We start from the raw sequence: 12,417 nt of genomic DNA, 5'->3' as shown, positions 1-12,417 counted from the left end.
GCGCCCTCACGCTCACGATAGCCTCTGCGGTGATGCTGACGATGACTACCCCTGCGGTTGCCCATAGCAACAAAGCCGGCCGGTTCGACCGGCCCTACGACGGTTATGCGCCGAAGAGCACCCTGCTCCGGCCTTCCGCGCCGGAGCGGGCCGGGCTCGATCCCGCGCCGATCGACGCGGCGCTCGCCCAGGTCGAAGCCTGGACGCGCCCGGCCGGGACGACCAAACCGCTGTACGCCGGCGCCGTCACGCTGCTCGGCCACGACGGCAAGGTCGTCACCCGGGAGGCGACCGGCCTCGCGGTGAAGTACGCCGACGGCAACGGGACGGAGCTGCCCGCGGAGCAGCAGCTCCCGATGCGGACCGACACGATCTTCGACCTGGCCTCGGTCTCGAAGCTGTTCACGTCGATCGTGGTGATGCAGCTGGTCGAGAAGGGCAAGGTCGGGCTGGACGAGCCGATCGCGACCTACGTGCCGGAGTTCGCCGAGAACGGGAAACAGGCGATCACGGTGCGGCAGGCGCTGACGCACACGACCGGGCTCCCGGCCTGGCTGCCGTTGTGGAGCGGCCGGCCGGATCCGGCGTCCCGGCTGCAGATGGCGCTGACCGCGAAACCGAGCGGTCCCGCGGGTGCGACGTACCTCTACAGCGACCTGAACCTGATCTCGCTCGGCGAGGTCGCGCACCGCGTCAGCGGGAAGCCGCTCGACAAACTGGTTGCCGACGGCATCGCCAAACCGCTGCAGATGCGCGATACCGGCTACAACCCGGACCCGAAGAAGAAACCGCGGATCGCCGCGACGGAGTACCAGGCGAGCCCGCCGCGCGGGATGGTCTGGGGCTCGGTCCACGACGAGAACGCCTGGTCGCTGGACGGCGTCGCCGGGCACGCCGGCGTCTTCAGCACGGCCGACGACCTCGCCGTCCTCGCGCAGACCTTCCTGAACGGCGGCAGCTACCGGGGCGCCCGGATCCTCAAGGAGGCCTCGGTGACCGCGATGGTCACCAACTTCAACCAGGCCTACCCGGGGAACGACCACGGCCTCGGCTTCGAGCTGAACCAGCGCTGGTACATGGCCGGTCTGTCCGGGCCGCGGACGGCGGGGCACACCGGGTACACCGGGACGTCGCTGGTGATCGACTTCGACTCCCGCTCGTTCGCGATCCTGCTCACCAACCGCGTGCACCCGAGCCGGAACTGGGGCTCCAACAACCCGTCCCGGCGCGCGGTCGCCCAAGGCCTCGCGCTGGCCCTCGGCGTCGGTCCGCGGCACGGTAAGGACGCCTGGTTCTCCGGGACGACGGACGCCGCGACGACCACGCTCGCGACCTCGGTCGCCGTCCCGGCCGCGGGGGCGAAACTCGCCTTCGACCTGTTCGTCGACACCGAGGACAGCGACCTCCTCTACCTGGAGACCTCTGTCGACGGGCAGAACTGGGCGAAGGTGCCGTTCACGGTCCGGGACCGCGGTTCGGTGATCGACACCGACGGGACGATCAGCGGATCCGGCGATCGGCACTGGCATCAGGTGACGGCAGAGTTGGCCGGCGGCGAGCGTTCACTGCGCTGGCGATACACGACCGACCCGCTGTATCAGGGCCGCGGCGTGTACGTCGACGGTGTGAAGATCACGGCCGGGCGTGATGTTCTTCTCGACGGCGAACGGACGCCGGAGTCATTTACCGCAACAGGTTGGAGACTTTCGCGTCGGTGATCCCATCTGGGACATAGTCGCCGTACCGTGGCTGTCATGAATTCAACAACCTCTCCAGAACCCACGGGGCCGCTGCTGGTCCGGGTCCGCGCGGTGATGCCCGCGCTGGCGCCGGCCGAGCAGCGGGTGGCGAACGCGGTCCTCGCGGACCCGGGCGGAGTGGCTGCGATGACGATCTCCGAACTGGCCGAGGTGGCCTCCACCTCGGAGACCACGGTCATCCGGTTCTGCAAGCAGATCGGCGTTCCCGGCTATCCGCAGCTCCGCCTGCAGCTGGCGGCCCAGTCGGCGCAGGAGAGCGTCCGGCCCGAGGTCGGCGGCGACATCGAGCCCGGTGACTCGCTGAGCGACGTCGTCGGCAAGGTCGCGTTCGCCGACGAGCGCGCCGTCCGCGAGACCGCGCAGCAGATCGACGTGGACGCGCTGGCCAAGGTGGTGACCGCGGTCGTGAACGCGCCGCGCGTCGACCTGTACGGCTTCGGCGCGAGCGCGTTCGTCGCGCTCGACCTGCAGCAGAAGCTGCACCGGATCCGCCGGGTCTCGTTCGCGTGGTCCGACGTCCACATGGCGCTGCCGTCCGCCGCGCTGCTCGGCGCCGGCGACGTCGCGATCGGTATCTCGCACACCGGCGTCACGGTCGAGGTCGTCGAGGCGCTCGAGGAGGCCGCGAAACACGGCGCCACCACGGTCGCCGTGACCAACTTCCCGCGGTCCCCGCTCGCCCGGACGGCGGATCTCGTGCTGACCACGGCCGCGCGGGAGACGACGTACCGGTCGGGGGCGATGGCGTCCCGGATCGCGCAGCTCACGGTCATCGACTGCCTGTTCATCGGCGTCGCGCAGCAGGTGCTGCCGGATGCGCGCAAGGCGCTGGAGGAGACCGCGACCGCGGTCCGCGGGCACCGGCTGAAGGGTTCGGACTGAGTCCGGCCGGAGTTCACGGTTTGACGTCAATCGTTTCTGTCAACGGTGAACAGAATTGAAAATCATTCAGTAGAAAACTAACATCGACGCTGTGACCACACCGACGGAGCAGCGCAATCCCCGCACGCTCGCCATCGACGCGGTGAGCACGACCGAGATCCTGCGGATGGTCAACGCCGAGGACGCCTCGGTCGCGGGCGCCGTCGGTGCGGTCGTCCCGCAACTCGCCGAAGCCGTCGACCGCGCCGTCGACGCGGTCCGGCGCGGCGGCCGCGTGCACTACTTCGGCGCCGGGACGTCGGGCCGCCTCGCGGTCCTCGACGCCGCCGAGCTGCTCCCGACGTTCCACGTCCCCGACGGCCTGGTGGTCGCCCACCACGCCGGCGGCATGGAGGCGCTGCTACGCGCCGTCGAGAACGTCGAGGACTCCGAACAAGGCGGCGCCGACGATGCCGCCCCGGTCACCAGCCGCGACATCGCCATCGGCCTCGCCGCCTCCGGCAGTACGCCGTACGTCGCCGGCGCCCTCAAAGCCGCCCGCGCCGCCGGAGCCGCCACCGTCCTGGTCACCTCGAACCCGGATGCCCCGCTGGCCCCCCTCGCCGACATCGTCATCGCCGCCGACACCGGCCCCGAGGTCATCGCCGGCTCCACCCGCCTCAAGGCGGGCACCGCCCAGAAAATGATCCTCAACGCCTTCTCCACCACGCTGATGATCAAACTCGGCCGCACCTGGTCCAACCTCATGGTCGACCTCGTCGCCACCAACCAGAAACTCCGCGGCCGCATGCTCCGCATCCTCGCCGAAGCCACCGGCGCCGCCCCCGACGCCTGCGAATCCGCCCTCGCCGAAGCCGAAGGCGAACTCAAACCCGCCCTCGTCCACCTCCTCACCGGCGCCCCCATCCCCCAAGCCCGAGCCGCCCTGGAAGCCGCCAACGGCCAAGTAGCCACCGCCCTAACCACCCTAAAAACCCACGCCTAACCCACCCCCGAGCCCCCGGCAGCAACCACCCCAAAGAACGCCGCCCACGGCGACTGCCTATTGGCGCCTCCGGCGCAGCCGCGGGCTGTGGCGCGGCGGAGGAAACCTGCCTGAGGTGGGCTCGCGAACGGACACCGCCTACGGCCGCGACTGCCTATTGGCGCCTCCGGCGCAGCCGCAAGCTCTCCTTCGGGCGATGCTGGTTCGGCGGAAATACCCGCCCGAGGTGGGCCCGTAGAAGGACACCGCCTGCGGCGGCGACTGCCTGTCGGCGCCTCCGGCGCTGCCGCGGGCTCTCGTAACGCCGACTGTGGTGTGGCGGAGCAAATCGTTCGAGGTTGTGCCGGCGGATGGACGCGGCCTGCGGCGGCGACTGCCTGTTGGCGCCTTCGGTGCGGCCGCAAGCTCTCCTTCGGGTGATGGTGGTTCGGCGGAGGTGGCCGCTCGGGGTGGGCCCGTGGAAGGGCGCCGCCTGGGGGCGGCGACTGCTTGTTGGCGCTTTTCGGCGCGGGCTGTTGGTCGGGTGATGGTGGTTGGCGGATCGGTCAGCTGAGGTGGGCCGACTTACTCGTTCCGGGAATGGGAACGGCGCGGCAAGCTGGCTGGCGGGGAGGAGGTGCGGGGTGGCCGGGTTCTTGTGGGTGGCGGGGGGTGGATTGTTGGTGGGGTGGTGGGTGGGAAAAATCTTTGATCGGGGTTTTTGGTATTTGGTGGGTGGGTGCGGGGAACCCTTCGTTGGGTGGGGGGAGGGGTGAATTACTAACCTGGTGGGTGATTTTTGGGGGTTTGTTTTGATGGGTGTGGGGGAGGGGGTTCGGGGGGTTTGCGAGGTGTGATCGGAACATTACTTCTGGTTCGTAGCGCGGTTGTGTGATGGTGTCGTATCGTCCAGTCATCGCCAGGCCTTGGTGGGGGTGCTGGCCTTCGAATCCTTTGTGTGTAACGACTTTGGAGTTCGGATGGCCATGGATGGGTCTTTTGTCGTGCCCGGAGCCGCCGCGGGGGGTGAATGGGTCGACGAGGTGTTGCTGAGTGGGGCGGCGGGTCGGGTGGTGTTGCGGCTGCCGGAAGTTGTGGAGCTCGGGAAACTGCGCCGGATGGTGCGGGAACGGCAAGTGGAATTGGCCCGGTCCGGTTTGCGGGCGGGTGGTGCGGCGGCTTTGCGTTTACCGCCTTCGGTGGCATTCGTGACGCATTTGCTGGCGGTCTGGCGCTCGGGTGCGCAGGCGATCTTGCTGGATCATCGGCTGACCGATTACGAGGTACGGCGGGCGATCGAGCGGCTGGTGCCGCAGGTGGTGGTTTCGCCGCAGCGGCCGGTGGTCGCCGGGTTGCGGACGTTCGTGGACGTCGAGGCCGACGTGGCCAGCTATTCGGGGCATCCGGCCGGGACGTCGCATGCCGTCGTCCAGCTCAGTTCGGGGTCGACCGGGCCGTCGAAGGTGATCGGCCGGACGGCGCAGGACCTGGTCGACGAGGTGTTGCGGTACACGAAGATCGATGGGGTTCCGGTCAGTGGTGAGCGGGTGGTGCTGCTGCCGTCGATGGTGCATGTGCTCGGTCTCGTCGGCGGATTGCTGTACGGGTTGCACGCGGGCGTCGAGCTTGTCCCGCCGGCGCGGTTGACCGGTGACGCGATCGTCCAGGCGATCGCCGCCGAGCCGACCCCGGCGACGGTGCTCGGCGTGCCGTTCCACATCGGGCTGCTCGCGTCCGTCCAGGAGTCACCGAAACTCCCGCAGTTCAAGCGGATGACGACCGGCGGCGAGCTGGTGCCGGCGGCCGTTTCGCAGCTGTTCGAGGAGAAGTACGTCGTCCCGCTCGGGAACATGTACGGGATGACGGAGGTCGGCGTCATCGGCACCGACCTGTACGGCGCGCATCGGCCGGCGATCCGGCCCGCCCCGGGGATCGACGTCCGCGTGGTCGACGGCGAGCTGCAGATCGCGCGGGCCGAGTCGCCGTATCTCGGGCTGGTCGATCCGGCGCGCTGGTCCGATGGCTGGCTGCGGACCCGGGACGCCGGTGTGGTCGATCCGGAGACCGGACTGGTCAGCATCAAGGGCCGTCTGGACTCACAGGTGTCCGTGGGCGGGCTGAAGGTCGATCTGACCGAGGTCGAGTACACGCTCGGCACGTTGCGCGGGGTCGAGGCCGCGGTGGTGGTGTACGACGGTGCGATCACGGCGTACCTGCAGCTGAAGGAACGACGCGAGGCGGCCCGGCTCGAGGCCGAGCTGTCTCAACGGCTGGCGTCGTACAAACGGCCGCGGACTCTGCACCTGCTCGATCAGTTGCCGCGGACAACCACTGGGAAGCTCGTCCGCGACTTGACCGTCCTGCGCAAGGCGGTGCCCTGATGCTCGGTCACCACGACCTGCGCCGCCGTACTGACCGCTACGGCCAGTACGGCGTCGTCCAGCAGCGGCGGCCGGACGACGTACAACCCGGGCGCCGACTCGACCGGACCGTCGGCCAGCGGCATCAGCCGGCGCAGACCGGAGTTGCGCAGCCCCAGACCGACCGCCTTGCCGACGGCCTCCTTCGCGGTCCACAACCGCAGGAAGGCGAGCAGTCCGTCGGGCTGGGCGGCCATCCAGTCCAGCTCGGCGGGGTCGAACCATCGACGGGCCAGTCCGCTCACCTCACGCGGATAGATGTCCTCGAGGTCGACTCCGACCGAGCCGGTTCGGCCTGCGGCGACAGCGACGAGCGAACGGCTGTGGCTGATGCTCACGGCCAGCCCGGCGATGTCGGGCCGGCCGCTCGGGTCGTGCCGCAGCATCGGGTCGCGGACGAGCGTCCCGGCCAGCACGAGCAGCAAGGCGTGGGCGGTGGCACGCGAGTCGTCACCGGCCGGCGCCGTCCAGACATCCACCCGATCATCCACCGAAAGAAGGTAACCCGATGAAGGACGAGGTTCGCGCTTTCGTCATCGCGCAGCTGCAGGACATGAACTACGACACCGAGGGGATCGACGACGCGACCACGCTCGGCCCGGCCGGCGTGGACCTGGAGTCGCTCGCGCTGGCCGACCTGTCGGTTCGCGTCGAGGACAAGTACGGCGTCCGGTTCAGTGACGACGAGTCCGAGCAGCTGGCGCTGATGACGGTCGGCGAGTTCACGGCCGAGGTGGCCGGCCGGGTCGCACAGCAGGTCTGATGAGCATCCTTCCCCCGCCCGGGAGGGCTGAGGTCATCGACTGGCTGGCCGGCCTCGGTCAGCGGCCGCCCGGCGCCGAGCGGCTCGACTCGATGGAGCTGGCCTGGCTGGTCCATCAGGTCGAGCAGCGGTACGGCGTGGAGCTGCCGGACGAGCAGCTCGGTCAGATGACCACGATCGACGCGGCTGTCGCCGTGCTGGGTGAGGTGCTGTCCGCTCATGCCTGAACGCCGACCGGTCGCCGTGACCGGCCTCTCTGTGCTGACTGCCCTCGGACGTGGTCCTGAGGCGCAGCTGACCGGCCTGCCTGCGTTTGCCGAGGTACGCCGGTTCGACACCAGCGCAAGGCGAGTCCGGTACGCCGCTCTGGCCGCTGAGACCGGGACGCTCGAAGAGGAGCTGGACCTGGCGATCGCTACGGCGTGCGCTCAGGCCGGTGTGGATCGCAGTACGACGACGCTGTTGCTGGCGATGCACGCACCGCCGGTCTGCGACTTCGGGGCCGCACGCGTCTACACCAGCGCCTGTGTCTCCGGCAGTACGGCGATGGCCGACGCAGCCGCCCTGATCAGCAGCGGGCGGGCAGAGCGGATCGTCGTCGCCGGTGCGTACTTGGTCGAGCCGTATCAGTTCGCCCTGTTCGACGCTGGCCGCGCTCTGACGTTCGACAACGTCGTACGGCCGTTCAGCGCACAGCGGCAGGGCACGCTGCTTGGAGACGGCGTTGCGGCCGTCGTACTGCAAGCAGGCGACGGTCTGGCGCAGCTGGCCGGATGGGGTCGCGCGGGCGACGCGCATCACCCCTGCCAGCCCGCACCGGACGGCCGCGGGCTCGCAGCAGCGCTACAGCGTGCGCTAGGCCGTGCTGAGGTGGCTCCGGAGGCCGTGGGGTATGTGAACGCGAACGCGACCGGCACGGTCTTCAGCGACCAGGCCGAGGCGGCAGCGATCAACGCGGTCTTTACCGCCAGCCCGCCGGTCAGCTCCACCAAGGGTTTGCACGGGCATGCGTTGGAGGCCTCTGGCGTCGTGGAGTTCGTCGTGACCGTGCAGGCGTTGCTGGACGGGAAGCTGCCGGTCAACGCGGGTTTCCTGGCGACTGACCCGCGCTGTGCGGTGGATCTGATTCTGGACGCTCCGCGGCCCCTGCAGTCGCCGGTTGCCGTTTCGCTGAACTCGGCGTTCGGCGGCGCCAATACGGCATTGGTGGTGACGGCGTGATCGAGGTCCATGACTTGACCGTGCTGGCTGAGGGGCGCTGGCCCGAGCCGGGTGATGGTGCGCCGCCCGGCGTACCGGGGTTCATCGGCTCGGCGTTCAACCCGTTGGCAGCGGCTGCGGCCGGGCGGTGTCTGGAGCGGACGCCGGAGTCGGCGGGCGTGACCGGGCTCGTGCTGGAGACCGCAGGTGACCAGGAGAGTGCGGCGCAGGTCGAGGAGCTGGTTGCTGCTGGCAAGCGAGTCGGGCCGCTGTGGTTCTTCCAGTCGGTCCCGAACAGCATCGCGGGCTGGATCGCCGCCAGCTGGAACCTGTGCGGGCCGGTGGTGTGTGTGACGGACGGCGGGACGGACGAAGCCGCCTTGCTGATCGGTGACGGGGACGCCGATCAGGTGCTGATCGTGCAGGTGGAGGCGGACCAGGCGTTCGCGCGAATCGTGACTGCGGGAGACGAGCTATGAAGACAGAACGTGGATGGCGGGCCCGGCTGGCGGCCGACCCGGCGATCGGGACCGGCAACGTGCTGGCCACGGTGATCGCCCAGGGCGCCGACCTCGCCGGTCCGGGGCTGACGTTCGACACCGCGGTCGACGGCTACCCGGCGGAGCACCCGCTGACGCTGGGTGAGTTGGACGAGCGGGTCCAGGCGCGGACGGCGTGGTTGCACGCGCACGGCATCGGACGCCGGAACGTCGTCGCTGTGTGGGCTACCGAGGCACAGGACGTCGTACTGAGCTTCCTCGCGCTGACCCGGATCGGTGCGATCCCCGCGCTGATGAACGGGAAGATGGGGCCGGCGATCGCCGACGAGTACATCCGCCGGTTGCGCGCAACCGCCGTCCTGGCTGATGCGGCGCACAAGCCGCTGCTGGCGGGGGAGGTCCTGGCCGAGCCGCGCGAGCTGGGGACGGGCGATCCGGCGCAGGCGCCGGCGCACTACCGGCACCACCGGGACGACCCAGTCGTGATCACGCACACCAGCGGGACGACCGGCGTACCGAAGGCGGTTCTGCACACGCACACGACGCTGTACGCCGCACTGAAGCACCTGCTGACGATGCCGCAGGCGCAGGGGACGGATCGGATTCTGAACGCGCTACCGATCCCGCACACGGCCACGATCCTGATGGTCAACCAGGTGCTCGGGAACCGCGCCGAGATGCTGCTGCTGTCCAGCCAGGACGCGGACGGCGTACTGCGCCAGATCGAGCGCTGGAAGCCGCATGCGGTGTACGGGTTCGCGGTGACGTGGGCCGGGCTGGCGCGGGCGGACCTGGGCGCGCGGGACGTCGGCTCGGTCCGGATGTGGTTCAACACCGGAGACTGCGCGCACGAGCCGCACATCCGGAAGCTGGTCGCTGTGGGCACCCGGGAGACGGTGACGCGGGAGGGGCGCGTGCTGGTGCCGGGATCGCATTTCATCGACGGGCTCGGGTCGAGCGAGATGGGGCACAACGGGTTCCACATCACGCATACGGCGGACAGCTCGCAGTACGGGCGGTGTATCGGGAAGCCGTACGAGTTCGCGGAGGCGACCGTGCTGAGCGCGGACGGCGTCGAGCTGCCGGTCGGGCAGGTGGGCATCCTCGGGTTCCGCTCGCCGTCGGTCTCGCCGGGCTACTGGAACGACTCGATCAACACCTACCGTTTCCGACTGAACGGTTGGTTCGTTACCGGAGACCTCGTCTATCGCGACGAGACCGGTCACTACTTCCACCTCGATCGCATTCCGGACGCCGTGGCCGGCTTCGACGGGCCGCAGCTGTTCACCTCGATGTCCGAGGAGCGCATCCTCGCGGCCCTCCCGGACGTCGCCGACTGCACGGTCGTCATCGTCGAGCACGACGGCGCGTACGTCGCCGACGTCCTCCTCGAACTCACCCCCGAAGCCCCCGCCGTCGACCGCGCCGAAGCCGTCAAAGCCGCGGTCGCCCCCGACGTCGCCGCCATCATCCGCACCATCACCTCCGTCTCCGCCGACCAAGTCCCCGTCACCGTCACCGGCAAAGTCCGCAAAGTAGCCCTCCGAGAGGCCCTCGCATGAACGGGGTGAGTGTTTCGGGGATGGGGTTGTTGACGCCGGTGGGGCGGGGGGTGGACGAGGTGTTCACTTCTTTGTTGCATGGGCGGTCGGGGATTGTGCGGCCGCCGGAGGGGCATGCGGTGGCTGGGTCGGTGGAGGTTGCGGGGATTTTGCCGGCGTTTGATGCCGGGACGATCGCTGGTGGGCCGGACGGGAAGGTGATGGACCGGACGGTGGTGCTGGCGCAGTTGGTGGCGGAGGAGGCGTTGCGGGACGCCGGGTTGGTGGTGGGGGAGAACGTTGCGCCGGAGCGGATCGGGGTTGTGGTCGGCGGGGTTGGGGGGATGGCGACGCTCGAGCGGCAGGTGCTGGAGCGGGCCGAGCGCGGGAAGGTTGCTGTTAGCCCCTATTTGCTGACGGGGATCCTGCCGAACATGCCGGCGGCGCGGATCGCGATCCGGTACGGGATGCGCGGGTACACGTCGGCGGTCGGGACGGCGTGTGCGTCGGGGGCGCAGGCGATCGCGGACGGCGTCCGGCTGATCCGGAGCGGTGAGCTGGATGTGGTGCTGTGCGGGGCGAGTGAGGCGCCGTTGTTCCCGACGTTCGCGGAGACGTTCGCCAATGCGCGGGCGCTGGCGCGCGGGTGGGACGATCCGCGCGAGGCGAGCCGGCCGTTCGACCTGCGACGGAACGGGTTCGTGCTGAGTGAGGGCGCGGCGCTGCTGGTGCTGGAGAGCACGGCGCATGCGGCCGCGCGAGGCGCCAAGGCGTACGCCGATGTCGCGGGGTACGGCGTGAACTCGGACGCGCATCACCCGACCGCGCCGCGACCGGACGGCGACGGCGCCGCGAAGTGCATGCAGTTGGCCATGAAAAGCATCCGGCCCGAGCAGGTCGGTTACGTCAACGCCCACGGCACCAGCACGAAACTCGGCGACGTGGCGGAGTCCGTCGCGATCGGGCGCGCCTTCGGCGAGCACCGCCCGGCGGTCAGCTCCACGAAAGCGCTGACCGGTCACATGCTCGGCACCTCCGGTGTCGTCGAGGCCGCCGCGGCGGCGATGGCGATCGCCTCCGGGCTGGTGCCGCCGACGTACCACCTGGACGACCCGGATCCCGCCTGCCCGCTGGACCACGTCCGCAAGGAGCCACGCCAGGTCCGCCTCGAGTACGCGCTCTCGAACTCGTTCGGATTCGGCGGTCAGAACGTCAGCTTGCTGTTCGGTCCGCCGAGCACACAGGGAAAGAGTGAGGGGAAGGACTGGTGATGGAGATCTACGGGATCGACCACGTCGAGCTGTACGTGGGCGATGCGAAACAGGCTGCGTTCTATCTGGCCCACGCCTTCGGGCTGCAGGTGCACGGTCACGGCGGCCCGGAGTCCGGCCTGGCCGGGCAGCGCTCACTACTGCTGCGCGAGGACGCCGTCCAGATCGTGCTCACCTCGGGCCTGGACGCCGAGCACCCGGCCGCGCAGTACGTGCAGCGGCACGGGGACGGCGTCGCCGTGGTCGGGCTGGAGGTCGACAACACGGCGGTCGCCTACACCGAGCTGTTGTCGCGCGGCGCGCGGTCGATCGCGGAGCCGGTCACGTACACCGACGAGGCCGAGACCACGGTCGTGGTCGCCGAGGTGGCCGGATTCGGGGACGTCGTCCACCGGCTGGTCGAGCGGCACGGGCCGCGCCGGGAGTTCCTGCCGGGCGCGTTCGTGATCACGGAGCCGGCGAACGGTCCGGACGAGAAGCTGTTCAGCGAGATCGATCACCTGGCGATCTGCGTGCCGTCGGGTGAGCTGGAGCCGACCGCGAAGTTCTACGAGGACGTCTTCGGCTTCCCGCGGATCTTCGAGGAGTACATCGAGGTGGCCGGCCAGGGGATGGACTCGAAGGTCGTCCAGAGCCCGTCCAAACACGTCACGTTCACGCTGATCGAGCCGGACCCGAGCCGCCGTCCGGGCCAGATCGACGACTTCCTCACCTGGCACGCCGGCGCCGGCGTCCAGCACATCGCCTTGCGGACCAGCAACATCGTCGAGGCGGTCGGCACGCTGGCCGATCGCGGCGTGAACTTCCTCGGGACGCCGGCCGCGTACTACGACGCGCTGAGCGACCGGGTCGGCGAGATCGAGACGCCGATCGAGGACCTGCAGGACCTCGGCATCCTGGTCGATCGCGACCACTGGGGCCAGCTGCTGCAGATCTTCACCGAGTCCATGCACATCCGCCGCACGCTGTTCCTGGAGATCATCGAGCGCCGCGGCGCGATGACATTCGGCAGCGGCAACATCAAGGCCCTGTACGAGGCCAAGGAGCGGGAGCTCGCCCATGAGTGAACGAAGTGAACTCATCAAAAGCACTGCCGCGCCCAGACGCGCCCGGAGC

12 protein-coding genes are annotated in these 12,417 nt (G+C 69.5%); 11 read left to right on the top strand and 1 reads right to left on the bottom strand.

Annotated elements, in window-relative coordinates:
* Positions 1-32 precede the first annotated feature (32 nt).
* From ACZ6ZD_RS03840 to ACZ6ZD_RS03825, 4 genes are all read left to right on the top strand, one after another.
* A complete protein-coding gene (locus ACZ6ZD_RS03840) occupies positions 33-1,718 on the top strand; it encodes a serine hydrolase domain-containing protein (protein WP_465668084.1) in 1,686 nt (561 codons plus the stop codon).
* A gap of 36 nt (positions 1,719-1,754) precedes the next feature.
* The gene (locus ACZ6ZD_RS03835; protein ID WP_465668082.1) at positions 1,755-2,642 is read left to right on the top strand and encodes a MurR/RpiR family transcriptional regulator; all 888 of its coding nucleotides are present in this window, start codon (positions 1,755-1,757) and stop codon (positions 2,640-2,642) included.
* Positions 2,643-2,733: 91 nt separating this feature from the next.
* On the top strand, positions 2,734-3,627 hold the full coding sequence (gene murQ, locus ACZ6ZD_RS03830; RefSeq protein WP_465668080.1) for an N-acetylmuramic acid 6-phosphate etherase: 894 nt from the start codon (positions 2,734-2,736) through the stop codon (positions 3,625-3,627).
* A gap of 959 nt (positions 3,628-4,586) precedes the next feature.
* Complete coding sequence (locus ACZ6ZD_RS03825) at positions 4,587-5,987, top strand: class I adenylate-forming enzyme family protein (RefSeq protein WP_465668078.1); 1,401 nt, start codon at positions 4,587-4,589, stop codon at positions 5,985-5,987.
* Here the strand turns inward: ACZ6ZD_RS03825 and ACZ6ZD_RS03820 are convergent.
* Entirely contained in the window at positions 5,918-6,517 is a 600-nt protein-coding gene (locus tag ACZ6ZD_RS03820) for a 4'-phosphopantetheinyl transferase family protein (protein ID WP_465668076.1), read from the bottom strand. The genes ACZ6ZD_RS03825 and ACZ6ZD_RS03820 overlap by 70 nt on opposite strands.
* A gap of 17 nt (positions 6,518-6,534) precedes the next feature.
* On the opposite strand from ACZ6ZD_RS03820, the gene ACZ6ZD_RS03815 reads away from it, so the two are divergent.
* Genes ACZ6ZD_RS03815 through hppD form a run of 7 tightly spaced genes read left to right on the top strand, consistent with a single transcriptional unit; the run spans position 6,535 to position 12,368 of the window.
* Entirely contained in the window at positions 6,535-6,789 is a 255-nt protein-coding gene (locus ACZ6ZD_RS03815; RefSeq protein ID WP_465668074.1) for an acyl carrier protein, read from the top strand.
* Positions 6,789-7,016 carry an acyl carrier protein gene (locus ACZ6ZD_RS03810; protein WP_465668072.1) on the top strand — a complete coding sequence of 76 codons (228 nt, stop codon included), beginning with the start codon at positions 6,789-6,791 and terminating at the stop codon, positions 7,014-7,016. Before ACZ6ZD_RS03815 ends, ACZ6ZD_RS03810 begins: the two co-directional genes overlap by 1 nt.
* On the top strand, positions 7,009-8,010 hold the full coding sequence (locus ACZ6ZD_RS03805; protein ID WP_465668070.1) for a beta-ketoacyl-[acyl-carrier-protein] synthase family protein: 1,002 nt from the start codon (positions 7,009-7,011) through the stop codon (positions 8,008-8,010). Before ACZ6ZD_RS03810 ends, ACZ6ZD_RS03805 begins: the two co-directional genes overlap by 8 nt.
* The gene (locus tag ACZ6ZD_RS03800; RefSeq protein WP_465668068.1) at positions 8,007-8,468 is read left to right on the top strand and encodes a beta-ketoacyl synthase chain length factor; all 462 of its coding nucleotides are present in this window, start codon (positions 8,007-8,009) and stop codon (positions 8,466-8,468) included. Before ACZ6ZD_RS03805 ends, ACZ6ZD_RS03800 begins: the two co-directional genes overlap by 4 nt.
* On the top strand, positions 8,465-10,051 hold the full coding sequence (locus ACZ6ZD_RS03795; protein ID WP_465668066.1) for a class I adenylate-forming enzyme family protein: 1,587 nt from the start codon (positions 8,465-8,467) through the stop codon (positions 10,049-10,051). The genes ACZ6ZD_RS03800 and ACZ6ZD_RS03795 overlap by 4 nt, the downstream gene beginning before the upstream one ends.
* Positions 10,048-11,301, top strand: coding sequence for a beta-ketoacyl-[acyl-carrier-protein] synthase family protein (locus ACZ6ZD_RS03790; RefSeq protein WP_465668064.1), 1,254 nt, complete (start codon positions 10,048-10,050; stop codon positions 11,299-11,301). Before ACZ6ZD_RS03795 ends, ACZ6ZD_RS03790 begins: the two co-directional genes overlap by 4 nt.
* A complete protein-coding gene (hppD, locus tag ACZ6ZD_RS03785) occupies positions 11,301-12,368 on the top strand; it encodes a 4-hydroxyphenylpyruvate dioxygenase (protein WP_465668062.1) in 1,068 nt (355 codons plus the stop codon). Before ACZ6ZD_RS03790 ends, hppD begins: the two co-directional genes overlap by 1 nt.
* Positions 12,369-12,417: the final 49 nt, after the last annotated feature.

This window comes from Kribbella sp. NPDC104218 (genome assembly GCF_055584105.1).
The sequence above is the reverse complement of the archived record's forward strand: the minus strand, read 5'-3'. Positions and strand labels throughout refer to the sequence as shown.